General features: G+C 43.8%; 22 protein-coding genes. 15 read left to right on the top strand and 7 right to left on the bottom strand.

What is annotated here, in order from left to right; translation table 11 throughout:
* Positions 1–173 precede the first annotated feature (173 nt).
* From PODO_RS23390 to PODO_RS23360, 7 genes are all read left to right on the top strand, one after another.
* The gene (locus tag PODO_RS23390; RefSeq protein ID WP_036677618.1) at positions 174–1,190 is read left to right on the top strand and encodes an ABC transporter ATP-binding protein; all 1,017 of its coding nucleotides are present in this window, start codon (positions 174–176) and stop codon (positions 1,188–1,190) included.
* Positions 1,177–2,112: an ABC transporter ATP-binding protein gene (locus PODO_RS23385; RefSeq protein ID WP_036677615.1), complete on the top strand. Its 936-nt coding sequence runs from the start codon at positions 1,177–1,179 to the stop codon at positions 2,110–2,112. Before PODO_RS23390 ends, PODO_RS23385 begins: the two co-directional genes overlap by 14 nt.
* 4 nt (positions 2,113–2,116) lie before the next feature.
* Positions 2,117–3,079 carry an oligopeptide ABC transporter permease gene (gene opp4B, locus PODO_RS23380; RefSeq protein WP_036677612.1) on the top strand — a complete coding sequence of 321 codons (963 nt, stop codon included), beginning with the start codon at positions 2,117–2,119 and terminating at the stop codon, positions 3,077–3,079.
* A gap of 27 nt (positions 3,080–3,106) precedes the next feature.
* A complete protein-coding gene (locus tag PODO_RS23375; protein ID WP_051490985.1) occupies positions 3,107–4,012 on the top strand; it encodes an ABC transporter permease in 906 nt (301 codons plus the stop codon).
* Between the two features lie 19 nt (positions 4,013–4,031).
* Positions 4,032–5,882, top strand: a complete 1,851-nt coding sequence (locus PODO_RS23370) for an oligopeptide ABC transporter substrate-binding protein (RefSeq protein ID WP_036677608.1) — start codon at positions 4,032–4,034, stop codon at positions 5,880–5,882.
* 292 nt (positions 5,883–6,174) lie between these two features.
* Positions 6,175–8,907 (top strand): glycoside hydrolase family 9 protein, encoded by a 2,733-nt coding sequence (locus PODO_RS23365; RefSeq protein ID WP_038572972.1) that lies wholly within the window; start codon positions 6,175–6,177, stop codon positions 8,905–8,907.
* Between the two features lie 32 nt (positions 8,908–8,939).
* Positions 8,940–11,924: a glycoside hydrolase family 48 protein gene (locus PODO_RS23360; RefSeq protein ID WP_080742725.1), complete on the top strand. Its 2,985-nt coding sequence runs from the start codon at positions 8,940–8,942 to the stop codon at positions 11,922–11,924.
* A gap of 363 nt (positions 11,925–12,287) precedes the next feature.
* Here the strand turns inward: PODO_RS23360 and mnmA are convergent, their stop codons facing one another.
* Positions 12,288–13,409: a tRNA 2-thiouridine(34) synthase MnmA gene (gene mnmA / locus PODO_RS23355; RefSeq protein WP_036677701.1), complete on the bottom strand. Its 1,122-nt coding sequence runs from the start codon at positions 13,407–13,409 to the stop codon at positions 12,288–12,290.
* A 294-nt stretch (positions 13,410–13,703) separates the two neighbouring features.
* Here mnmA and cymR point away from each other — a divergent pair, with 294 nt between their 5' ends.
* Positions 13,704–14,123: a cysteine metabolism transcriptional regulator CymR gene (gene cymR, locus PODO_RS23350; protein ID WP_036677599.1), complete on the top strand. Its 420-nt coding sequence runs from the start codon at positions 13,704–13,706 to the stop codon at positions 14,121–14,123.
* Positions 14,124–14,314: 191 nt separating this feature from the next.
* On the opposite strand, the gene PODO_RS23345 is transcribed toward cymR, so the two are convergent.
* From PODO_RS23345 to PODO_RS23335, 3 genes are read right to left on the bottom strand one after another with little or no spacing between them, the layout of a single operon-like run.
* Positions 14,315–14,770 (bottom strand): GNAT family N-acetyltransferase, encoded by a 456-nt coding sequence (locus PODO_RS23345; RefSeq protein ID WP_036677596.1) that lies wholly within the window; start codon positions 14,768–14,770, stop codon positions 14,315–14,317.
* 42 nt (positions 14,771–14,812) lie between these two features.
* Positions 14,813–15,457, bottom strand: coding sequence for a YczE/YyaS/YitT family protein (locus PODO_RS23340; RefSeq protein WP_038572968.1), 645 nt, complete (start codon positions 15,455–15,457; stop codon positions 14,813–14,815).
* The gene (locus tag PODO_RS23335) at positions 15,454–15,900 is read right to left on the bottom strand and encodes a GNAT family N-acetyltransferase (RefSeq protein WP_038572966.1); all 447 of its coding nucleotides are present in this window, start codon (positions 15,898–15,900) and stop codon (positions 15,454–15,456) included. The genes PODO_RS23340 and PODO_RS23335 overlap by 4 nt, the downstream gene beginning before the upstream one ends.
* 128 nt (positions 15,901–16,028) lie before the next feature.
* Here PODO_RS23335 and PODO_RS23330 point away from each other — a divergent pair, with 128 nt between their 5' ends.
* Positions 16,029–16,481: a MarR family winged helix-turn-helix transcriptional regulator gene (locus PODO_RS23330; RefSeq protein WP_036677586.1), complete on the top strand. Its 453-nt coding sequence runs from the start codon at positions 16,029–16,031 to the stop codon at positions 16,479–16,481.
* Positions 16,482–16,648: 167 nt separating this feature from the next.
* Here PODO_RS23330 and PODO_RS23325 read toward each other — a convergent pair whose 3' ends face one another.
* Positions 16,649–17,092, bottom strand: a complete 444-nt coding sequence (locus PODO_RS23325) for a carboxymuconolactone decarboxylase family protein (protein ID WP_036677583.1) — start codon at positions 17,090–17,092, stop codon at positions 16,649–16,651.
* A gap of 289 nt (positions 17,093–17,381) precedes the next feature.
* On the opposite strand from PODO_RS23325, the gene PODO_RS23320 reads away from it, so the two are divergent.
* Complete coding sequence (locus tag PODO_RS23320; RefSeq protein WP_155288181.1) at positions 17,382–17,531, top strand: hypothetical protein; 150 nt, start codon at positions 17,382–17,384, stop codon at positions 17,529–17,531.
* A 204-nt stretch (positions 17,532–17,735) separates the two neighbouring features.
* Here the strand turns inward: PODO_RS23320 and PODO_RS23315 are convergent, their stop codons facing one another.
* Entirely contained in the window at positions 17,736–18,980 is a 1,245-nt protein-coding gene (locus PODO_RS23315; protein WP_051490984.1) for a sialidase family protein, read from the bottom strand.
* 167 nt (positions 18,981–19,147) lie between these two features.
* On the opposite strand from PODO_RS23315, the gene PODO_RS23310 reads away from it, so the two are divergent.
* The 3 genes from PODO_RS23310 to PODO_RS23300 all read left to right on the top strand — a co-directional run bounded on the left by PODO_RS23310 (position 19,148) and on the right by PODO_RS23300 (position 22,014).
* Entirely contained in the window at positions 19,148–19,522 is a 375-nt protein-coding gene (locus PODO_RS23310; protein ID WP_036677578.1) for a hypothetical protein, read from the top strand.
* A gap of 159 nt (positions 19,523–19,681) precedes the next feature.
* A complete protein-coding gene (locus tag PODO_RS23305) occupies positions 19,682–20,890 on the top strand; it encodes a glycosyltransferase family 2 protein (protein WP_036677575.1) in 1,209 nt (402 codons plus the stop codon).
* A 26-nt stretch (positions 20,891–20,916) separates the two neighbouring features.
* Positions 20,917–22,014 carry a glycosyltransferase family 4 protein gene (locus PODO_RS23300; protein WP_036677572.1) on the top strand — a complete coding sequence of 366 codons (1,098 nt, stop codon included), beginning with the start codon at positions 20,917–20,919 and terminating at the stop codon, positions 22,012–22,014.
* 113 nt (positions 22,015–22,127) lie between these two features.
* Here the strand turns inward: PODO_RS23300 and PODO_RS23295 are convergent, their stop codons facing one another.
* Complete coding sequence (locus PODO_RS23295) at positions 22,128–22,796, bottom strand: SOS response-associated peptidase (RefSeq protein ID WP_036677569.1); 669 nt, start codon at positions 22,794–22,796, stop codon at positions 22,128–22,130.
* Between the two features lie 156 nt (positions 22,797–22,952).
* Here PODO_RS23295 and PODO_RS23290 point away from each other — a divergent pair, with 156 nt between their 5' ends.
* Both PODO_RS23290 and PODO_RS23285 read left to right on the top strand, forming a co-directional pair.
* Positions 22,953–23,408, top strand: a complete 456-nt coding sequence (locus PODO_RS23290) for a 2-thiouracil desulfurase family protein (RefSeq protein WP_036677566.1) — start codon at positions 22,953–22,955, stop codon at positions 23,406–23,408.
* Between the two features lie 128 nt (positions 23,409–23,536).
* Entirely contained in the window at positions 23,537–24,688 is a 1,152-nt protein-coding gene (locus PODO_RS23285; protein WP_038572963.1) for a cysteine desulfurase family protein, read from the top strand.
* Positions 24,689–24,734 lie beyond the last annotated feature (46 nt).

The raw sequence follows: 24,734 nt of genomic DNA, 5'->3' as shown, positions 1-24,734 counted from the left end.
GAGATGTTCATTTTTATTTCCGATTGAACTACTGGTAGTATTCTTAATGGTGTTAATTATCATCACATTGGTTATTTCAAAATGTTTCATGAAAATCAACACTATTTATATCAAAATTTACATAATATTTTCATTGTGTTAATTTTGAAATCCTTGTCGTTAGGGTGATGAATATGGGCGAAGAACTACTAGAAATCAAAAATTTGTCGACATCGTTCAGAATTGCAGACGACTATTATGCTGCGGTTGATGATGTTACCCTGTCTGTTCGCAAAAATGAAATTCTGGCTATCGTTGGAGAGTCTGGTTCAGGAAAAAGTGCGCTCGCCTTTTCAATTATGGGGCTGCACACCAGAGCCAAAATTGACGGACAAATCAAATACAAGGGCCAGGACATCGTTACCATGTCTCCTGCTGCACTAAACAAGCTGCGCGGCCAAGAAATGTCTATGATTTTTCAAGATCCTTTATCCGCTTTAAACCCGCTAATGATCATCGGCTCACAGATTGAAGAAGTACTTATCCTACACGATTCCAAGCTTTCTAAGAAACAGAGAAAAGAGAAGGTCATTGATCTTTTGACCAAGGTTGGAATTTCCCGTCCCGAGCATACATATCAGCAGTACCCCCACGAATTATCCGGTGGCATGAGGCAGCGGGTGGTTATCGCCATTGCGATAGCCAATGGACCCAAGCTTTTGATCGCCGACGAACCTACTACAGCACTAGATGTGACTATCCAATTACAAATCCTTGAACTTATTAAAAAATTAAAAAACGATATGGAAGCAGGCATTATCTTAATCACTCATGACTTAGGGGTTGTAAGCGAAATGGCTGACCGTGTTGCGGTGATGTATGCCGGACAAATCGTCGAAATCGCAGATATTTTTACGTTGACGTCTAATCCGAAACATCCGTATACGAGATCCTTATTAAACTCCATTCCAACGGCAAAAGAAGAGAAATCCAGATTGCATGTGATTCAGGGGATTGTTCCACCACTGCAAAACCTTCCGCGTAAGGGCTGCCGTTTCTCGGCACGGACGCCTTGGATTCCTGAATCGGAGCATGAGGAGAACCCACAGCTGCATGAAGTCGCACCCGGACATTTCGTTCGCTGCACCTGTTATAACAATTTCCATTTCCCTGATACTAACGAGGAGGCAATCCACAATGGGACTTCTTGAGGTTAAAAATTTAGCAGTACATTTTCCAATCCACGGCGGTGTTTTTCGAAGGGAAGTTGGCGTAGTTAAGGCTGTCGATAATGTTAATTTTACCATTGAAGCTGGGCAAACCTATGGTCTGGTTGGTGAATCTGGTTCCGGGAAGACGACAACGGGTCGCGCGATTATAGGTCTTAATTCTATTACTAGCGGCAGCGTGATTTTTGAAGGGCAAGATTTGGCCTTGAGGGGTGTACGTAAGCAAAGAAATGTCCGCAAAGACATTCAGATGATCTTTCAGGATCCGTACTCTTCCTTAAATCCTAAGAAGCGTGTACTCGATATTATTGCAGAACCGTTGCGTAATTTCGAAAAAATGTCTCCAGGGGAAGAAAAACGCCGGGTGCAGGAATTGCTTTTACAGGTAGGCTTAAGTCCTGAGAACATCCTGAAATATCCGCATGAATTTTCTGGCGGCCAGCGGCAGCGGATCGGAATTGCCAGAGCAATTGCACTCAAGCCAAAGCTTATTATTGCTGACGAGCCGGTATCTGCGCTAGATGTCTCAGTACAGGCACAAGTGCTTAACTTCATGCAGGACATTCAAAAAGAGCTGAATCTTACTTTTCTATTTATCAGTCATGATCTCGGGATCATCAGGCATATGTGCGATCACATAGGGATTATGTATAAAGGACGACATGTGGAGCAAGGGACTGCTAAAGATATTTTTGACAATCCTCAGCATATTTATACCAAACGACTCATTGCCGCCATTCCTGATATTGATCCGAAACAGAGAGAAAAGCAGACGGAGTTTAGAAAATCAGTAAGCAAGGAATATGAACAAGCGCACCGGAATTATTTTGATGAAGAAGGCATGGCTTATCCATTAAAATCAATTTCCGAGACTCATCTGGTAGCCTTGCCTGAGAAAGGTTGAGAATATGTGGAAGATTATCGTTCGTAGAATTCTTATAATGATCCCTCAAGTAGTTCTATTAAGTATTCTTGTTTTTCTTATGGCGAAGGCGATGCCTGGTGACGCACTTTCAGGAATGCTTGATCCGAATATTGACCCGGCGGCCATTGATGCGATGAGAGAAAAGCTCGGTTTAAATGATCCATGGTACATCCAGTACTGGGATTGGATCACTAAAGCGATACAAGGGGATTTCGGCCAGTCCTTCCGTTTCAAAATGCCGGTCTCAGAGCTAATCGGTCAACGCCTGATGAATACCCTTTGGCTGGCCATTGTTACGCTGATTCTTACATACCTTATTGCTATCCCGCTTGGTATTACCAGCGGACGTTATAACGATTCGTGGCTGGATCGCTTGATAACTGGCTATACCTATATTGGATTTGCTGCACCGTTGTTTATATTTGCACTCTTAATGGTATGGGTTTTCGGGTTTCATTTTCATTGGTTTCCTACCAGCGGCAGTGTCAGTCCCGGGGAAGTTCCAGGTACACTAAGTCACTTCTGGAGTAAATTCTATCATCTGCTTCTGCCTGCGCTATCTATGGCGCTAATTGCAACGGTTGGGACTGTACAATATCTGAGAAATGAGATCATTGATACGAAGCAAAAAGATTTCATTCTCACTGCTAGAGCTAAAGGGGCTTCGGAGTCACGCGTATACAATCGTCATATTTTGAGAAACTCCTTGCTGCCGATCGCTGCATTTTTTGGATATGAGATCACTGGACTAATCGGTGGTACGGTGTTCGTTGAAACGATCTTCAGCTATCCAGGAATGGGTTTGCTGTTTCTAAGTTCGATAACGATTCGGGATTTCAGCGTGGTAACAGCTCTTGTTCTTCTGTATGGGGTTGCTTCCATCGTCGGTGCGTTGTTATCAGACATTATTTTAAGTATCGTAGATCCTCGTATCCGGATTAAATAAGAAGATGAACACTTTGGGGTGAATGAAATGGCAAAGACGAGCGCAGAGATAGCTCTGCTGCAGGAAACTGATAAAAGTCCATCGGGCTTCAAAATTGTTTGGCGGGAGATGGTGCGGGATAAGCTGGCACTGATCTCATTGATTTTCCTATTTACGATTATTGCTGCTGTATATGGGATCTCCTTATTTTTAGATCAGAAAGAAATTGTCACGGTTGACTTGTTCGCCCTATATGAGAAGCCTTCGGCTGTGCATTGGCTGGGGACTGATTATGGAGGACGGGATGTATTCGGTCAATTAATTATAGGAACACGAAATTCCATGTCTATTGCCTTTATGGTTACTTTTTTTACGGGAATTATCGGTATTCTGGTAGGTTTAGTCTCAGGTTACTTTGGGGGAACGGTAGATAATGTCGCGATGCGTATTGTGGATTTCTTCATGATTCTACCTTTTCTAATGATTGTTATAGCTTTTGTCAGCGCAGTTCCTAAGTACAATACATTGACCTTCTCCTTTATCATGACAGCATTTCTTTGGATGGGGATTGCCAGGCTAATTCGTTCCAAGACATTGCAAGAGAAGGAATTGGATTATGTTCAGGCATCTAAGACCCTAGGCTCCTCCAATCTAAAAATTATGTTCACGCAAGTTCTGCCGAACTTAAGCTCTATCATTATCGTAACGATGACCTTGAATCTGGCAGCTAATATTGGATTGGAATCAGGCCTATCCTTTCTAGGTTTTGGTTTTCCAGAAAGTACACCCAGTCTGGGTACTCTAGTAAGCTATGCGAGAAATCCGCAGACCCTTGAGTTCAGATGGTGGATCTGGTTACCCGCATCATTGCTGATCCTGGTATTGATGTTGAGTATAAATAATGTGGGTCAAGCGCTTAAACGTGCGACCGACGCAAGACAAAGAAAAGGATAATAAGGGAGGAAATGATTAAATGAGAAAAGCCATTCGTTCAAAAGCTTTACTAGTTTCATTAATGTTTGTAATGTTGTTCGCTCTTGCGGCTTGCGGCTCCAAGAACAACAACGAAGCGGCTGAATCAACAGCAGCTCCTAGCGCCAGCGCACCTGCGGCAACTGCAGAAGCAACGGCCGCGCCTGAGGCAGAAGACGGACTTTATAACATTAAAGATTTTAGTAACGTTAAGACTAACCAAGGTGAAGCTATTGACGGAGGGACAATTACATTTGGACTTGTTTCCGATAGTCCATTTGAAGGTACTTTGAACTGGAACTTCTATTCTGGAGATCCAGATGCTCAAGTTCTGAACTGGTTTGATGAAGGTTTGTTAACTTGGGATAAAGACTATGTATATACTAATGATGGTGCGGCTACTTATGAAGTTGCAGAAGATGGACGGACCTTTACCTTTACGATTCGCGACAATGTAAACTGGCAGGATGGTAAGCCAGTAACGGCTGAAGACTGGTTGTTCGCCCATGAAGTTATTGGTAATCCTGCTTATGATGGTCCTCGTTATGGTTCTGACTTCACTAATATTGAAGGCATGGATGAGTACCATTCCGGTAAAGCCAAGACCATATCCGGGATTAAAGTGCTGGGTGATAAGAAACTGCAGATTACTTATAAGCAATCTACACCTTCCTTGTTAACGGGTAGCGTATGGATTTATCCATTAGCCAAACATATCTTTGGCGGCATGGATGTTGCCAAAATCTCCTCTTCCCCTGAAGTCCGCCAAAAGCCAATTGGCTTCGGAGCTTTTAAAGTAGAGAGCATCGTTCCTGGTGAGTCTGTAGTATTTGTTAAGAATGAAGATTACTGGCGCGGAGCCCCAAAACTGGATAAAGTAATTTTGAAGGTTATCAACCCAACAACGATTGTACAAGAACTGAAATCTGGCGGAGTTGACTTGGTGGATTCCTTCCCTATTGATCAATTCCCGGATAATGCAAAGATGTCAAACGTTGAATTCCTGGGTGCGGTTGATCGTGCTTATACGTATATAGGCTTTAAGCTTGGTAAATGGGATGCAGAGAAAAAGGTTGTTGCAACAGATCCTAAAGCTAAAATGGCGGATGTAAATCTGCGTAAAGCCATGTGGGCTGCCGTAGATAATGATACTGTCGGTAAGAAGTTTTATAATGGACTTCGCTGGAATGCGACTACGTTGATCCCACCTTCCCATCCTGAATTCCATGATGCTTCCAATCCAGGTGTAGCTTATGATCCAGAAGCAGCTAAGAAGATCCTGGATGACGCTGGTTACAAACTAAACGGTGAATTTAGAACGAATCCAGATGGCAGCGAGCTGAAGATTAATTTCATTTCGATGACTGGTGGAGACATTGCTGAGCCGCTGGCTCAATATTATGTACAATCCTGGAAAGCGATTGGTCTGAATGTAACTTTGGAAATGGTAGAGTTTAATACCTTCTATGATCGCATAGGTCAAAATGGTGAGGATGATCCTACTGTTGATGTGTACCAAGGCGCTTGGGGTGTAGGGATTGACGTTGACCCATCAGGTCTGTATGGCAAAGATGCAATCTATAACTTCCCGCGTTACTCGAGTGCAGAGAACGATCGTTTGCTCGCCGAAGGGATCTCCGAGGCTGCATTTGATGTAGACAAACGTAAAGAAATCTATAAAGAGTGGCAACAATTTATGGTTGATGAGATTCCAGTATTCCCAACACTTTATCGTGCTGTAATAGTGCCGGTTAATAACCGCGTCCTGAATTATTGGGCTGTTGGTGATGGAGTTGAAATCTATTATAACGACATTGCGGTTTCTGCAGATAAAGCTGCGGTAGCTCAGTAAGAGGGTATTAATGAACAGCAGTTCAAGGAGAGATCCTGAGCTGCTGTTTTTTATTTTTCATTAAATTAACAATAATTTCTATATTTTGTGCATTATTTACTGTAAAAATATAGTGTTTTAATGAAAGATATGGTATATTTTGGGTGAGAGCGAAACTTTCGCTTAAATATAGCTCTTAGAGAGAGGTGAGTGGATGATCGCAATGACGGGTACCTGATTCAAGTGAGGGAGGTGTTACGGGACTGAGGTGTAATCTTTCTTGTGGCATTCACTGAAGAGAGGGGCAGTAGAAATGATCAAGAGGTATAGGAAACAAGGACTGGTGTTCAGTTTGTTGTTTACGCTTACATTTTGTTCAAATGCTGCATTTCAACCGGCGATAGCAGAGGCGGCGGCCGGAGACTATAACTATGCGGAGGTTCTTCAAAAATCTATTTATTTCTACGAAACCCAGCGGTCTGGTGAATTGCCAGATAACAATCGGGTGGAATGGCGGGGCGATTCCGGTCTTTTGGACGGGGCGGATGTGGGACATGATCTGACTGGTGGTTGGTATGATGCCGGTGATCACGTTAAATTCGGTCTGCCTATGGCTTATTCTACGACGATGCTGGCGTGGTCGGTTTATGAGTACAAGCAAGGATATGAGGGGTCTGGGCAGCTGGAGGAAATATTAGACAATATTCGCTGGGCAACCGATTATTTTGTAAAAGCTCATACTGCTCCTAACGAGCTGTGGGGACAAGTTGGTAACGGAACAACCGATCATAATTGGTGGGGACCCGCAGAAGTCATGCAGATGCAGAGACCTTCCTACAAAATTGATGCCACTCATCCCGGATCAGATCTTGCCGCAGAAACAGCTGCAGCGTTAGCTTCAGCATCCATTATTTTCAGGGATACGGATGCCGTATATGCGGACAAGCTGCTGCTGCATGCTAAACAGCTTTATAATTTTGCTGACACTTACCGCGGCTCCTATTCCGATAGCATTACCGATGCCAAACAATATTATAATTCTTGGAGCGGTTATGCGGATGAATTGAGCTGGGGGGCTGTCTGGTTGTATTTGGCGACTAACGATCAGCAGTATCTCAATAAGGCTATTGCAGCAAGTGATCAATGGGGAACGAATCAGGCTGGAAACTGGGGTTATCAGTGGACGCAGTCTTGGGACGACAAGCATTATGGCGCTCAATTACTGTTGGCACGAATCACCGGGCAGACCAAGTTCATTCAATCCACTGAACGGAATATGCAGTATTGGACGACTGGAGTGGGTGGAACAAGTGACCGTGTTGCCTATACACCTGGCGGACTAGCCCATCTGGATCAATGGGGCGCATTGCGTTATGCAGCCAATCAGGCTTTTATGGCCTTCGTTTACTCGGACTGGGTGAGCGATCCGGTGAAGAAAGATACGGCGCGTTCTTTCGCGGAGAGACAAATTACGTATATGCTTGGCGACAATCCACGAAACAGCAGTTATGTTATCGGTTATGGTAATAATTCTCCTCAGCATCCCCATCATCGAACCTCACATGGATCATGGAATGATAGTCAGACCGTTCCGGTAAATCATCGCCATGTCTTGTACGGAGCGCTAGTTGGAGGCCCGTCCAAAACAGACAGCTACACCGACTCCATTAACGATTATGTCTCGAATGAAGTTGCAACCGATTACAATGCAGCTTTTACAGGAGCTATTGCAAAAATGGTGCTGCTGCATGGACAAGGGCAACAGCCGCTTGCACAATTTCCACCTGCAGAGACACGTGAAGATGAGATGTTTGTCGAAGCCTCTGTGAATGCTAGTGGCAGCAACTTCGTAGAGATTCGAGCATTGCTGAATAACCGTACGGGCTGGCCGGCACGGGCCAGTAAAGAGATGTCTTTTAACTACTATGTGGATCTTAGTGAAGCGATAGCGGCTGGTTATGCTCCTGAGGATATTACGGTTACGGCGGGAGGCTACAATCAGGGTGGAACGGTGTCTGCACTTCAGCCTTACGATGCAGCTAACCATATCTACTATACTAAGGTTGATTTTACAGGTACTTTAATTTATCCGGGTGGACAATCTGCTCATCGTAAGGAGATTCAATTCCGAATTGCAGCCCCGCTGAACACTAACTTCTGGAATAATGCTAATGATTTTTCATTCCAAGGTGTGGCAGCTCAAGGAGCAACTCCTGTTAAAACAGCGAACATTCCGGTGTTTGATGCAGGTGTGCACATGTATGGAGAACTTCCAGCGGGTGGTGGACAACCTGGAGAACCTCAAGTCCCTGCACGTCCGACTAATGTTCAGGCAGTAGCAGGTAATGGGACTGTCCATTTGACTTGGAATGCCATTAGCGGGGTTAGTGAATATACCGTTAAACGCAGTGAAGTGAGTGGAGGCCCGTATACGGTGCTTGAGAATGTCATGGGAACGGATTACATGGATAGTGGACGGGTGAACGGAACCACTTATTATTATGTGATCACTGCCACGAATAGTGTAGGGGAGAGCTTGCCATCTATACAGGTTAGTGCCAAACCCCAAGAAACAACACAGCCCACAACGGGGAATTTGAAGGTGCAATATCGTACGAATGATACGAATGCCAGTGATGGACAGCTGCGCCCTCAGTTCCGAATTATGAATACAGGAACCGAGTCTGTGGCACTTAGCGGCTTGAAGCTGCGTTATTATTTCACTGTGGATGGGGATAAACCACAACAGTTTCATTGTGATTATGCTGTAGTGGGCAGTGGTAATTTAAGCGGCAGTTTTGTTAAGCTGAATCCCGCCAGTACGGGCGCGGATTATTATCTGGAGATTTCTTTTGGTGCAGGGGCTGGAAGCGTAGCGCCTGGTGGAGATAGCGGCGAGATTCAGGCTCGCACCAATAAGACGGACTGGACGGCTTACAATGAAACGGATGATTATTCCTACAGCGCGGTTCAGCAGACATTTGCCGATTGGAATAAAGTTACACTTTATCAAGGTGAAACACTTGTATGGGGCTTAGAACCATAAATATATCCAAGAGAGGGAGCTTGCCTAAGATGATGAAATTGAGCTTAATAAAGAAGCCTGTTTCTGTAATGATGGCCGCAGTCCTGTTTCTCTCACTCATGACCGGTCTATTTAATTTTAGACCTCAGACTGCTCACGCTTCTACTACGGAGCAGACGCGATTTCTGCAATTATATGCGCAGCTAAAAGACCCCGCAAATGGTTATTTCTCTGCTGAAGGAGTACCTTATCATGCGGTAGAGACCTTGATGAGTGAAGCCCCTGATTACGGACATATGACGACCTCAGAAGCTTACAGTTATTGGATGTGGCTTGAGGTACTCTATGGTTATCACACAGGGGACTGGACTAAGCTGGAATCAGCTTGGGACAACATGGAGAAGTATATCATCCCTATTAACGAAGGTGATGGCAAGGAAGAACAGCCAACCATGAGTTATTACAATCCGAACAGCCCGGCTACGTATGCAGCGGAGCATGCTCAGCCGGATCAGTATCCAAGTCAGCTAGGTGGCCAGTATACAGCAGGTAAAGATCCGCTAGATGCTGAATTGAAGGCGACGTATGGCAACAACCAGACCTACTTGATGCACTGGCTGGTAGACGTGGACAACTGGTACGGCTTCGGCAACTTGCTGAATCCTACGCATACAGCCGCTTATGTGAATACATTCCAACGGGGTGAACAAGAGTCCGTTTGGGAGGCGGTCCCTCACCCGTCTCAAGATGACAAAACGTTCGGAAAAGCAAACGAAGGCTTCATGAGCCTGTTCACAAAAGAAGCTAACGTGCCTTCCGCTCAATGGCGTTACACGAATGCTACAGATGCCGATGCACGGGCAGTACAAGCAATGTACTGGGCTAAAGAGCTCGGCTACAACAATACAGTGTATTTGAACAAAGCTAAGAAAATGGGCGATTTCCTGCGGTACGGTATGTATGATAAATACTTCCAAAAAGTAGGAAGTGCAGCTACTGACGGCACACCTGATGCCGGGACTGGCAAAGATTCCAATCAATATCTTCTGGCTTGGTATACCGCATGGGGCGGTGGACTTGGAGCTACAGGAAACTGGGCTTGGAGAATCGGGGCGAGCCATGCCCACCAAGGGTATCAGAATGTCGTGGCTGCCTACGCACTTTCTGATTCGGATGGTGGTCTGATCCCGTCATCAGCTACAGCTGGACAGGATTGGGAAAATTCTCTGAAACGTCAATTGGAATTCTATACTTGGCTGCAGTCCTCTGAAGGGGCAATTGCCGGAGGAGCGACCAATAGTTATCAAGGCGCCTACAAGGCTTATCCAGCCGGAACCAGTACTTTTTATGGCATGGCATATGACGAAGCTCCAGTCTACCACGATCCTCCATCCAATAACTGGTTCGGGATGCAGGCATGGAGTGTGGAGCGGGTAGCAGAGCTGTACTATATCCTTGCTTCTAACGGAGACACTACATCTGAAAACTTTCAAATGGCAAAACAAGTTATAGAAAATTGGGTAGATTGGTCTAAAGATTATGCCTTTGCCAACAAACGTCCAGTTACGGATGCTGAAGGTTACTACCTGAACAGTCAAGGTAATCGAATTCTTGGAGGAGACAACCCACAAGTGGCAACAGTCTCTGCACCAGGAGAGTTCTGGATTCCAGGTAATGTGGAATGGACAGGACAACCTAATACGTGGAATGGCTTCAGTGGTTCTGCAGCAAACAGTAACCTGAAAGCCGTAACTAAGAGTCCAAGCCAAGATACAGGTGTACTGGGCAGCTATATTAAGGCACTTACCTTCTATGCGGCTGGCACCAAAGCTGAACATGGCAGCTACAGTACTCTGGGAGGAGAGGCTCAGGTACTGGCTAAATCTTTGTTAGACACGGCATGGGGTTATAACGATGGAGTTGGTATTGCAACTACCGAAAGCCGTGGAGATTATTCTCGCTATTTCACTAAAGAAGTCTATTTCCCAAGCGGTTGGACAGGTACATTCGGCCAAGGAAATACGATCCCTGGTTCATCTACAGTGCCTTCCGATCCAGCTAAAGGCGGAAACGGGGTATACGCAAGCTATACCGATATCCGTCCAAATATCGTGAATGACTCCAAGTGGCAATATTTGCTGGACAAATACAATACTTCTTTTAATAAAGTGACTAAAACTTGGGACAATGGAGCCCCTGAATTTACCTACCATCGCTTCTGGTCGCAAGTAGATATGGCAACTGCTTATGCTGAATACGATCGACTGATCAACAGCAGTGTGCCTACTGAGCCAGTAGCTCCAAAAGCACCTTCCAAACCAAGTGTGGTCGCTGGTAACAAAGTTGTAGATCTTAGTTGGAACAACGTAACTGGAGCTACTAGCTACACTGTGAAAAGAGCTGCGACAACTGGTGGCCCTTACAGCGATGTGGCTGTTGTCACTCAGGCGACTTACAATGACGCTTCAGTGGTTAACGGTACGGATTACTACTACGTAGTTAGTGCTTCCAACGTGGTTGGAGAGAGCCCAAATTCGCTTGAGGTTCATGCCAAGCCTATTGATGTGCCGATTCCGGTACAAGGAGATTTGCTGGTGAAATACCGGACAAGTGATACCAATCCGGGAGATAATCAGTTCCGCCCGCAGCTGCAAATTGTTAACAATGGGGATACGGCTGTAGCGCTTAGCGATGTAAAGCTGCGGTATTATTACACGATTGATGGCGATAAACCTCAACAATTTAATGTTGACTATGCTAACATCGGTGGAAGTAATATACAGGGAACATTCGTGAAGGTGGACCCTGCCAAAACTGGAGCGGATTATTATTTAGAAATCTCCTTCGGCGCAGGTGCAGGCAGTCTTGCACCGGGAGCCAACACGGGTGATATCCAGATCCGGGTCAACAAAACGGATTGGAGCAATTACAACGAGGTTGGAGACTACTCTTATGATCCTGCCAAAACATCGTACACGGAATGGAATCATGTGCCGTTGTATTTGAATGGTGATCTAGCATGGGGACTTGAGCCTTAAAGTCTAAATAAGGGAAGCCCTAGCCATTTGGCTGGGGCTTTTTTTAGTAATTGGCTAGTTAGCGACTGCGACTAAATGTGGCTTCATATCCATTTTAATTGTATTTTTTACAACTAAAATACACCCTAGCCGCGCCAACGTAATTTAGTTGCACTTCATACAACTATTTATCAGTATATGGGTATTTATTGAGGTATAAGCTCAGTTTAACTGTACAATATACAACTAAAACCCAAAAAGAAATAAAAAAGCACGAAATAGCTGTATTAAATACAACTATTTCGTGCTTTGGTACGTTTGTTAGATATTGTGAGTTACTACGATTACTTGTAGATCAAGCTTTTATAGAAGCTTGGTATACATTCACACTTGTGCTGAAGGAACAACCTTCTCCGCGTATTCTATCGTTCCGCCGCCGAGACATTGCTCGCCGAGATAGAAGACAACGGCTTGACCAGGTGTGATAGCTTTTTGTGGAACATCAAAGGCTACAGTTATTGTTCCATCTTCACGCGCTGTAAGGGTCACGCCTTGATCTGGCTGGCGATACCGGAATTTGGCGGTGCATTTCAGCGGCTCTTGCCCAAGCTCTTGGCCGTCAATCCAGTTAACACCGGAAGCAATCAGGCTAGTGGAGTACAGGCTATGGTGCTTGTCTCCTTGTACTACATAAAGAATGTTGCGGCTAAGGTCTTTCTCAGCTACAAACCACGGTTCGCCGTTGCCAGAGCCACCAATACCAAGGCCTTGGCGTTGGCCTAACGTGTAATACATAAGTCCGTCGTGGCGGCCTTTGATCTCTCCAGTTACTATGTCAACCATATCGCCAGCTTGTGCCGGGAGATATTGACTGAGGAATTCGCGGAAGTTGCGCTCGCCGATAAAGCAGACGCCTGTGCTATCTTTTTTCTTGGCAGTGTAAAGTCCTGCTTCTTCAGCAATTCTCCGCACTTCAGGTTTCGGCAGATGTCCAATAGGGAACATTGTTTTAGAGAGTTGATGTTGCCCCAGTGCATTCAGGAAATAGGTTTGATCCTTATTGTTGTCTACGCCGCGGAGCAGCTTGTACACACCATCTTCTTCTATAACACGTGCGTAATGTCCAGTTGCGACATAATCGGCACCAAGCTGAAGAGCTTTGTTCAAAAATTCTCCAAACTTAATCTCGCGGTTGCACATGACGTCAGGATTTGGCGTCCGGCCGGCCTTATATTCATCGAGAAAATAAGAAAATACCTTATCAAAGTATTCCTTCTCGAAATTAACGGTATAGTAAGGAATATCAATCTGCTCGCATACGCGGCGAACATCCTCTGCATCGCTTTCGGCCGTACATACTCCGAATTCGTCGGTATCGTCCCAGTTCTTCATGAAGATGCCGATGACGTCATAGCCCTGCTGCTTGAGCAGAAGCGCCGTGACGGAGGAATCGACCCCTCCGGACATGCCGACGACGACACGGGTGTCTTGTTTTGCTTTTGTCATCGTAATCACCATTTCTGTACCCAAAATACCGGTCATTCATGGAACACCCGGCTCAAAATGTATTATAACATACCTGTCTACTCTAAACCTCTGAAATAAGAGACTGGAAACAACAAAATGTCCACCTGGGGTGAACATTCTCGTAAAATGTTTCGTTTACCATTTCATTTGTGACTTCGGATATGATAACATAAACTGAGAGTAATTATCGGAATACCTTGATATGACAATCAAAATGACTTGCCGAATCAATAGTATACAATAATCAGACATTAAACTGAAAGAGGTGCCCCTTTGAAAATATCAACCAAAGGTCGTTACGGACTAACAATTATGATGGAGCTTGCACTGAAATTTGGTGAAGGACCAACTTCACTTAAGAGTATCGCTGAGAAAAATGGTCTTTCCGAGCATTATCTGGAGCAACTAATTGCTCCTCTGCGCAATGCAGGGCTTGTAAAAAGTATTCGTGGAGCATATGGCGGATACATTTTGTCGCGTGAGGCGAACGCTATCACTGCCGGTGATATCATCCGTGTGCTGGAGGGCCCTATCTCTCCTGTAGACTTCACGGAAGAGGACGATGCAGCGAAACGGGATTTATGGTTGCGTATTCGTGACAGCATTGCCGATGTGCTGGATTCCACAACACTTTATGATTTGATTAACTACAAAGAAGAGAGTTTGGCTGACAATTACATGTTTTATATTTAGTCCTCGAATGAAAGATATTCCAAAAAAAAATGTGTCAACGTTTAGGCTCCCATTTGGGAGTCTTTTTTTATCTGCGATTCTATTTGTTCTTACGCTTATTAAAGAGCGCGATCCAGCAGCAAGAGGCTCCGATGAACGCTGCGAGAATCGGTATCCATTGATTAGTAGTCAAATTAGCATCTCCATAGTGCTTATAATTCTTTCGTCATAAAAACACTATAGGGGTCTTCAATGTAATCTGCAAACGGACTGCAGTATTCAAATCCATATTGTTCATATAATTTTCTAGCTGCTTCGAACCCTTCAGTGGATCCGGTTTCTAAGCTCAGCCGCCGATAGCCTTGTTGCTTAGCTTCCTTAATGATATGGGCAAGCATTTTAGATGCAATGCCCTTCCTAAGATGCTTGGTAGAAGTACGCATGGATTTGATTTCACCATGATGGCTACCCAGGTCTTTAAGAGCACCGCAACCTAAGAGTTCGCCCTGCTCCCAGGCGCTCCAGAAGGTAATTTCAGGTGTTTTTAATTTATCTAAATTCAACGCATGTACACTCTCTGGCGGGGATTGCTCAAACATGCTCTGCAGATGTTCACTGATCAATGCTATGATTTCGGTTCCGGTTAAGTTATCGATTCTAATCTCCATATTATTCACTCCCAATGATAAGATTATGGTTTGCTCTATATATCATATTTCTTTAGCGGAGTCCGCTGTTGTATGTTGTAGCAATCGGTCCAAGGCTTTCTGTATAAGTGGCATAAAGTAATTAAGAATTAAGCCGCCTAAACAAATGGTAAGTAGAGTGCCAATCCCAATAGGCCCATTGAAAATAATGGCGGCAAATAAGAAAACCAGATAAATGATTGTTTTAGTAAATAGTATACTAAGCCTAGTTATCGTTTGCAGTACTAATGTTAGTCGGTCCACTGGAATCGGTGCGAAATTTGCGTACAAATAAATGGATGTACCTAATCCAATTGCGATTAAGCCTAAACCATAAAAGGCGATTTTACTGATCCACAGATTAGGCTCGATCAGATTGTTTAACAAAAAAAGCCACATATCGATACCAATGCCTGCTATAAATGCAGTTACCAACCCTAATAATTCTGGTCTTTGCTTGGATAAACATGAATTACATCCAATCAATAGGCATGCGATCAGCACTTCCCAACTGCCTACTGTAAGACCGACATTTTGGGATAGACCGACTAAAAGTGCATCAAAAGGTGACGCTCCAAGATCGGAGATTATTGTTAGTGAAACGCCTAGGGTTAAGATGAAAATTCCGCAAGTGAAAATGGAAAACGTAGTTACACTAAACTTCTTCATTCTATTGAAGCAGAAAGATCTTTAATCATTAAAAGATGAGGGATGCCATCCTCCATAAATTCAGTAGATGAAGCCCGATAACCAAGTTTCTTATAGAACCCCTCTGCCTGAGTTTGCCCGTGCAATTTAACCTTTTGATGCCCCTTTTCAACCACGATCTCTTCTAATGCAGAAATAATTTTTTTCCCAATTCCAAATTTACGATAAGGTTCTAGGATGCAAATACGCTCTAACTTACCTAATCCATCAAGAAAGCGGATCCTTCCTGTGGCAACTGGTTGCCCATCATAATAGGCGAGAACATGCTCACATTCTCCATTCAGCGTATCGAATTCATCAAATTCATCATTAAGGGGTACGCCTTGTTCCTCAACAAATACTTTTTTTCTTATTGAAAATGCAGCTTCAAGTTCCTCGATTAGTGTAATTCTTTTAAGATTCATTCTTGCTTACTCCATTCTGTATTTGTTTTTTTTAGGAAAAACGTCATAATGAATTAACGACAATTATAAGTATATATATAATCAATATTGTTGTAAATACAACATTATTGGAACTGGTAGGTGATTGAATGAAGGAGATACTTCGTGAAGTTGGAATGATAGCGAGGGCATTAGATTCCATAAGTAATATAGAGTTCAAGGAATTAGAGCTTACAAAGGGGCAGTATTTATATCTGGTCCGGATATATGAGAATCCAGGTATTATTCAAGAAAAGCTGTCAGAAATGATAAAGGTGGACCGAACAACAGCAGCGCGTGCGATTCAGAAACTTGAAATCCAAGGTTTTATTGAAAAGAAAGACGATGAAACGAACAAAAAAATAAAAAGGTTATTCACAACTGAAAAAGGTAAACAAGCCTATTCTTTTCTGAAGAGAGAAGGGGAACATACCGACTTGGTTGCGTTAGCAGGATTATCTGAAAAAGAAACGGAAGTATTGTTTCAACTCTTGCAAAGAGTTAGGAAAAATGTTGAGGTTGAGTGGGAATACGTAAAGAAGGGAAATAAAAGAGAGTACTAAAATCAGCAATTGTTATTGAACTAACCCAACGCGATCGCATGAAAAAATGCCTTGCTAGTAATTATACTGGCAGGGCATTTTAATGAGATAATTTATATATCAACGGAGCCGTGGAACGTACGGAGCGGAGAATAAAAAAAACACCCTAAGGTGTTCTTTGAGGGTAATTATTGTTCTGCGGGTGTATTTCCCATTGCAATAGAAATTCTGTTCCAACTGTTGATTTGATTAATGACCAGTACAAGATCAATATATTGCTTCTCATCGTATTGTTCACGTACTCGTTTATATAGCTCATCAGGAACTCTTTTGGAAGGGATTAGCGTAATATGCTCAGATAGTTCGAGAGCAACCTTCTCTTCAGGTGTATAAAAAGTACATTCCTCCCAAACATTTAAACAATAAATTCGTTGTTCGGTTTCACCCATTTTACGAGCTTCGGATGTATGCATATCTATGCAGAAAGCACATCCGTTAATTTGAGAAACTCTGATTTTGATAAGTTCTCTTGTAGTCCGATTAATCGTAGATTTTTTGGTGTACATCTCCATATCCATCATGATTTTCATACCCTCAGGTGCAACTTCATTGTAGGCAACTCTTTGACTCATTTGGCAAGACTCCTTAGGCTTTAGTTTAGGAATAGTATAACTTCATTTTAACACTATTATTCTTTATATGCGAACATTTGTGCTTATTTACTTATGAGAAGGCAGAAATCACCCGATGACCTCTGCATTGGTATACATAATGTTCCAAATCTAGTATTCTAGTAAGAAGATTTTATACGGATGATGTGAAATACATAGGAGCCCGTAATGAGACGTAGTTAACATAATAATACTCAAAATGAGGTGTTTTAAAATGGGCAAGAATTATCGTTGGAGGCACGAGAAAGGAATGGGAGTATTTCGAATGTTTGGTGTGATATTTATTTTTACTCTAATGCTTAAGGGCGTCACGTTATTAGTTCAGGGAATGGAGAGTCTGGTAAGAAATACATATGAATTTGGTTATGCTTTTGGATCTTTATTAGAGAAGGTTTTTTAACTGAAAAATCGAACATATGTAATATCAAAGCCCAGTATGCTATGGATCTTGCCAGAGTGGGAATCGGCGATGATGCGGATGCGAAAGCTCAGCGTAACAGCGTTCAAGTTCATGAAAATATTTTCTTTTTCATTACCTGCACTAAAAAGCCTATCGCCTAATCCCCGGCAATAGACTTTTTATGATGTGGGCAGCCAGCCCCAATCAAGTAATAACTACATCGGAATATCCCGCAAAAATAGTCTGTGTTCCCGGACTAGTATCTGTCCATACGCCGATATATCCTCCAGGCGGAACGGAAGTGATATCAATATAATCCCCTATTAAGGTTACAGGTCCTGTACCTCCAGCATTCGGATCGAAGGAAACGTTAGTTATTCTAGTGTTGGTAAATGTCTGTCCACCGTTAATGGATCGCGCAACATATACATCTAGCAAAAATCCGTTAACCTGATTGCTGTAATAGATCACATTTACTACGCCCGTCAAAGGGTCGACATCGATCGCAGGAAAAAAGTTCTGAGATCCCGCGGGTGCACCGGTAATACTAACGGGAGTGCTCCAAGTCATGCCCCTGTCGTTTGAAATGGACATGAATACATCAGAGTACCCTTGGCGGAAATCCTGCCAGATGGTATACACACGGTTGGTAAAGGGTCCGACTGATCGATCGGTTGAAATATTCGCAAATGTTAAGACCCGAAAAGCATAGCCGGGAACGGGCAGGACTATGGGCACAGGTACGATCGTGGACACAAGAACAGGGGCGCCAAACGTTGTTCCACCATCCAAAGAAGTTCTGATCACAAATCGGAATTCCGGATTTGTCGTAATCCATGCTCCATACACGCTGCCTATCAAATCCACAGCTACATCGGGACGTTCTACCTGATTAGCTTCACTGGAAAGCAGGATGGGAGTGTCCCATGTGGCTCCATTATCACGAGATCGACTAAGAAAAGCTGTCGAGTTACCTCCGTTAGCTACATTGAACTGATGATTGTAAGAAACATAGATATTTCCTAAATATGGGCTAGATTGTCCTACATCGATTGTGATATTTGTTTCGTCATTATTAATGTAGGTTCCATACCCGCTACTTACAATTACAGGGCTGCTGAAATTAGTACCATTGTTGGTGGAAATATAGAATATAGTTGTTCCGTCTGAAGCGCCTGGAAAAGCATGTGCAGAAATGGCAAATGTATTCGGAAAGGAGTACGCAACAGCAGGTGCTTCGGCCCCTGTAAATCCTGGAGGCAGAGGCAGTAAAGCTTGTGACCAGTTGGCACCGCCATCTAACGAGCGATACATCCCTATTAATGGAACTCCGGTTGTAGTGTCTACAGCTACAGCAATCATGATCCCGGGAATAAGCAGATTCACAGCAACATAGGGTTCAAACTTTGGTGGCAAACCTGTAGTGACCTGAAAATTGAAATTGGTCATTGTCACCTCTCCTTTTTCATCTTTAATCTATGTTATGAAAAAAGCGGGAAAGGAACTGTATACCTGTCTATTTGGCTATTATTCCACGTGTTAACCCCTCCTCTTGCCTCACAACTATAAGCTAGCTGTTGAATAAGTTGATAGAAACCAAGAGGAGGAGTGAGAAAATGCCTTATACAACAGGTCTTATTACGAATACGAGAGCAACTGGTACTGCAGCGAGTAATGTAGTGGTCAGTGTTCGTAACACAAGTAATGCGAGTGCAATGATGATTGTCGAAGTCTTCGGTGTTCCATATTCCTTGCCAGCTCTTACCCCGCTTTATGTCACAGGTTATTTCGTTCCTGCAAAGAGTTCTGATATTAGAGAGTTTTTCATTGGGGGGAATCTGGCTTACGAGGTGCAAATTAGTAGTCCTTATCCTTTGGCAGAAGTAGTCACCTCTGTTTATGGGCTGGATGAGTTCGGAAATCTAGTTACCGATCAGCGGGTGCTTCAATCTGAAATGACGGAGATTACCGCTCTTTCTATACCTGTATAATAGTAATATTTAGACCATTAAGCAGCAGTCGCTGAAAGAAATAGGGCGATTGCTGCTTTTTTAGGCGTAATAAAGTATTTTAAGGGCATTCACACAGTCAGATGGGAGGAATCAAAATATACTGTTTTTATACTCCAATGTAGAGAGAGGTAAAAAATCATGGCGGATGTAGGAGTAGTTATGCCTGTGTATACCCAAAAGCCGGAGTTCTTACGGCAAGCTCTGCAGTCTGTTCTACACCAATCTTTTACCAATTTTCGGCTGGTTGTTGTGATCGATGGTGCACCTGAAATGGAACCGCTCGTGAGATCCATTATTGTCGAAGATCCAAGGGTAACGGTTATCTCTTACGTACAGAACAGGGGTATAGCACATGCACTGAATACCGGCTTTGATCTTTTGTATAGTGAGCCTAGTATTCAATATCTAAGTTGGGTTTCCAGCGACAATGTTTATGAACCCCGTTTCCTCGAAATCCTTCGGGGGGCGCTAGTTAGAGGTCCACAGGAGTTAGGCATCGTGTACAGTTCTTTTCAAAGCATCGATAACGAGGGAAGGTTTCTTCATAACGAACATCAATTAGCTACTCAGCGTAATTATCAGTCACAGCCTAAAGAGAGATTGCTGGATTACTCGCTTATTGGCGTTTCTTTTATGTACAAAGCACAGATTGCGAAGCTTGTTGGAGCTTATGGAATGGAACCGGTGGAGGATTATGATTACTGGCTGAGACTGGCTGAACATTGTGAAATTCGCTTTATACCGGTGGAACTGGTGAATTATCGTGTGGATTCTACCTTTAGTGTATCTGCCCAATTACATTCGGTTGAAAATCATCGTAGATGGAGATATGCCTATCATTTGACCCGCCATCAGGCACGGTTTCGCAGAGGAATTCCGGCGATGATTACCGTTCTATATCCTGTAGTGAATGCTTGTGCGGATGAAATAACGCGGATAGAGAATCTGTACGAACAAACGTATAGCAATTATGAATGCCGGGTGTTGGATTTATCAACTACGCGTCAGCCATCGGCTCTATTGGAAACCATACCTCATCCTGCGACAGCGTTCGCCTGGCTGCCTGGAGCTGTGGAGTCACACGCGATTTGCAGTGCTATAGAACAACTATCCACTCCATTCACGATAGTTTTAGGTCCAAAAGTTTTTATAGGAGCGCTCGATATTGAGTACATGCTGGAAGCTTTGGTAACTACGGGCGGGGATACGACTTCCAATTACTATACGGATGATCATAGCCTGATTGGATTTCGACACAGACATGTCCCATCGACCAAAGGCCACTATTATAATGAGCTGTTTCGCAGCGCAGATCTGTATGATTTGTTGAAGACCTCTTTTACCTAAAAATAATTTGCGAATGAGTGATCATAATGAAGATTTTGTTCACTTTTTATAACCCGAGTGGAGGTATGCAAACCCTGAACCGAGTTCGCTGCCAAGCGTTACATGCTCGCGGTGTAGAGTGCCATTTACTGTATACACACCATGGAAAAGGACAGCAGAATATCCGTAACATTCAAACGCATATTACCAATAGCGATGACGAGATCAGGGCAATGCTTGCTCGTGAAGCTTTTGACTTAATTGTAGTGTGTACGGATATTAACTTAGCAGAGCGGATTCGAGGGTTCGGGTATAAAGGGCCGCTTGTTTTTGAAGTGCAGGGTTTAGGCACCTTAGATGAAGCTGAGCAGGTCGTTAATAATTTTACAGAGCGCATTTACAGGCTCACCGATGCACTGCTGTATCCAGAAACAACCCATTTGCAGGCGCTTTTCAAAGGCGGATTTCCAACCATTCCACAATATTGTTTTGATGATCCGATCGATTGCGATCAGTTTGGATATACCAATTATCCCGCGAAAAGTTTCCCTATCCTCGGCTGGGTAGGACGCATTCAAACGAATAAGAATTGGCGGGAATTTCTGCAAATCGGGCAAAGGCTGCTGGCGATCCATCCCGAACTTTATTTATGGATTTTTCAGGATGATACTTTGTTTGATCCAGAGCAAAAAGAAAGCTTTGATCAATTTGTAGCTGAGACGGGGATTTCTTCACGGTTGATTTCGTATTCCAATATTCCTCATGAGCAAATGGCAGATTATATGAGTATTATTGGTGATTCGGGAGGTTTGCTCCTTTCTACCTCTATTTTGGAAGGGTTTGGATACGCGGTTGCTGAGGCGATGTTGTGCCGTTGTCCTGTACTTACTACAGATTCAGACGGCGTTCGTAGACTCGTCATTAACAATCACACTGGAAAAATATACACTAGAGGGCAGCTGGATGAAGCTGTGGTTGCTGCTCTATCCTTAATGAATGATCCAGAACTACGGGCCAGAATCAGGATGAATGGAGAATGGCATATCCGGACTAACCTATCCTCTGAGCTGTATGCAGACAGATTTCTACAGATGTATCATCAATTGATGGGACGCAGAATTCATATTGAGCGGCGCTGGTCTTAACTCTGCGGTTAATCCGCAGGGTTAAGATGTTTTTTCATGGATAAACAACGAGGTCAGAATTAGTGTCAATAAAAGGGTGATAATCATTCCTACCATTTGAATAATATTGTTTTCTATATCTCATTGATTAATTCCTTCGTATTATTCCGAACATTTCCCACTGCAGTAGAAACCGGGTAGGCTCTCATTTGATGCTGATCATAGGGTTTAAGAAGCTTTATTAACGAAGTTGCGTCCTGATTGTCCCGGCTCAGCCATTCTGGCTCATCCTCAGGCTTCAAAATAACTGGCATACGGTTATGGATTTCAGCCATAAGTTCATTTGGGGTAGTCGTTATAATCGTGCAGGTACTTAATTTATTACCTTCAGGGTCCATCCAAATATCATACAATCCGGCCATTGAAAAAATACCCCCATCGCGCATCACGATTCGCATGGGTTGTTTGCTATTGCCCTGAACCTTCCATTCATAGAAGCCATCAGATGGAATGATGCAGCGGCGGGAGCTTACTAATCGCTTGAAAGAAGGCTTCTCAAGGAGTGACTCTGCCCGGGCATTGATCATTTTACTGCCGATTTTGTCATCTTTGGCCCATGAAGGAACCAGACCCCAGCGCAGTTCCCCAAGTTTATTGCTGGATCCTGTGTTAATGACTGCCGGAATTTGCTGCATGGGTGCTGCGTTATATGTTGGAGCATAGTGGATAATGGTTGAATCATTCGCAAAATATCTGACCATCAGCTCTTCCATGGTGACGGTTATCGTATATCGTCCGCACATTTTATACACTTCCCATTCGGTCGTTTTTGAGGCTGGATTTGTTTACAGCTTGTAATCAGCATGTTATGCTCGAAATATTTCTTAGCTTGAACGGCTGTTAAGGGTTGTATCTTATTATAAACGAAGCATAATGAATGAAGAAAGCGGTGCATATAGGTGATTTTGGTAAGCTCTTGTTTAGCTGGTATGAAGGTAAGATATAATGGCACGGATTGTTTGGATGAGAAAATTCAGAAGCTTTTGAATGAGAATCAAGCTATTGCTGTGTGTCCGGAATTATTAGGGGGATTCTCTACGCCTAGAGAGCCAGCTGAAATTGTCGGCGGGGATGGTGAGGCTGTGCTTGCAGGAACGGCTAAAGTAGTGGACCGATCGGGCATAGATGTAACAGAACTATATTTAAAAGGGGCTTATATTACGCTTGAGAAAGCTCAAGAAGTTTCAGCTACGATGGTAGTCCTCAAGGAAAACAGTCCTTCTTGCGGCAGCACCATGATTTATAACGGAGAGTTCAAAGGGAAGAAGATCGCTGGGAACGGCGTGACTGCAGCTTTACTTAGAAAAAACGGCATAGAAGTTACCTCTGAAGAGAATTGGCTGTCATTACCTTAGCCTGTGCAGGGAATTGATTACAATATTGTGTTCTTTAGTTTGTGGAAAACTAACTTCTCGCGCGGTATAATTTAATAGTTCTTAAAAACGAACTGTTTTCCTATACCCTAGAAGTGGAGAAATGAATGATGAAAACCATCTATTTGGACCACGCCGCATCAACCCCGGTTCATCCGGAGGTGGCCAAGGTCATGCTGAATATAATGACAGAACAATATGGAAATGCGTCCAGTGTACATCAGTTCGGACGTTCAGCCAAGAAAATATTAAATGGGGCGCGCGATACTATCGCCGCCTTTTTAGGCTGCTCGCCGGAAGAGTGGGTGTTCACTGGCGGCGGAACCGAAAGTGACAATCTAGCACTCTATGGAGCTGTCGCTGCTGTTGCCCAGAAAGGCAATCATATTATCACCTCTGCGATAGAGCATCATGCAGTGCTACATACCTGCGAAGAGCTGGAGAAGGAAGGCTTTAAGGTTACTTATCTTCCTGTGGATTCTACAGGCCGAGTATCCGTTGCAGATGTAGAAGCAGCGGTGCAGGAAGACACAGTGCTAATCAGTGTAATGTATGCCAACAATGAGGTAGGAACCGTTCAGCCGATTCAGGAAATTGGCCAGTTTGCCAGAGAGCGGGGTATTCTGTTCCATGTTGATGCTGTACAAGCTCTTGGTGCCTTACCGATCACACTGCGGGAGCTTCCGGTAGATTACATGAGCTTTACAGCTCACAAAATCAATGGACCTGGGGGGATCGGTGGCCTTTATGTGCGGAGTGGAGCACCGCTGCATCCAAGACTCCACGGTGGCCTTCAGGAGCGCGGCAGACGAGCCGGAACAGAAAATTTAGCAGGTACTGCTGGATTTGCCAAGGCTGTTGAAATAGCAGTTACAGGTCTATCAGAACGTCGACAAAAAGTGCAGCTCCTGCGCAATAGACTACTTGAAGAGCTGGATGCGCTGATTGGACGGGAAAGTTATTCAATTAACGGCAATACCGAGCATTTTTTGCCAAGTATACTGAATTTGAGCTTCCCGGGAGCTAGAACAGATGTTATGCTGATGAACCTGGATATGGACGGGATTGCGGCAGCAAGCGGTTCAGCCTGCACGTCAGGATCACTGGAAATATCCCATGTTCTGAGAGCAATGGAGCTTCCAGAAAATATTTTAGGGTCAGCGATTCGATTTAGCATGGGTTTGGGTAATACTACTGAAGAAATTGAGTACGTTGCTCGAAAAGTTGAAACCATTCTGAATCGGCTGCGTATCAGAGACTAGTTACTTCTAGGCTATGGTAGGTATCCTGATCATTCGGGCTTTCACT

The organism is Paenibacillus odorifer, assembly GCF_000758725.1.
In the GTDB taxonomy this organism is placed as follows: Bacteria; Bacillota; Bacilli; order Paenibacillales; family Paenibacillaceae; genus Paenibacillus_AQ; species Paenibacillus_AQ odorifer.
The sequence above is the reverse complement of the archived record's forward strand: the minus strand, read 5'-3'. Positions and strand labels throughout refer to the sequence as shown.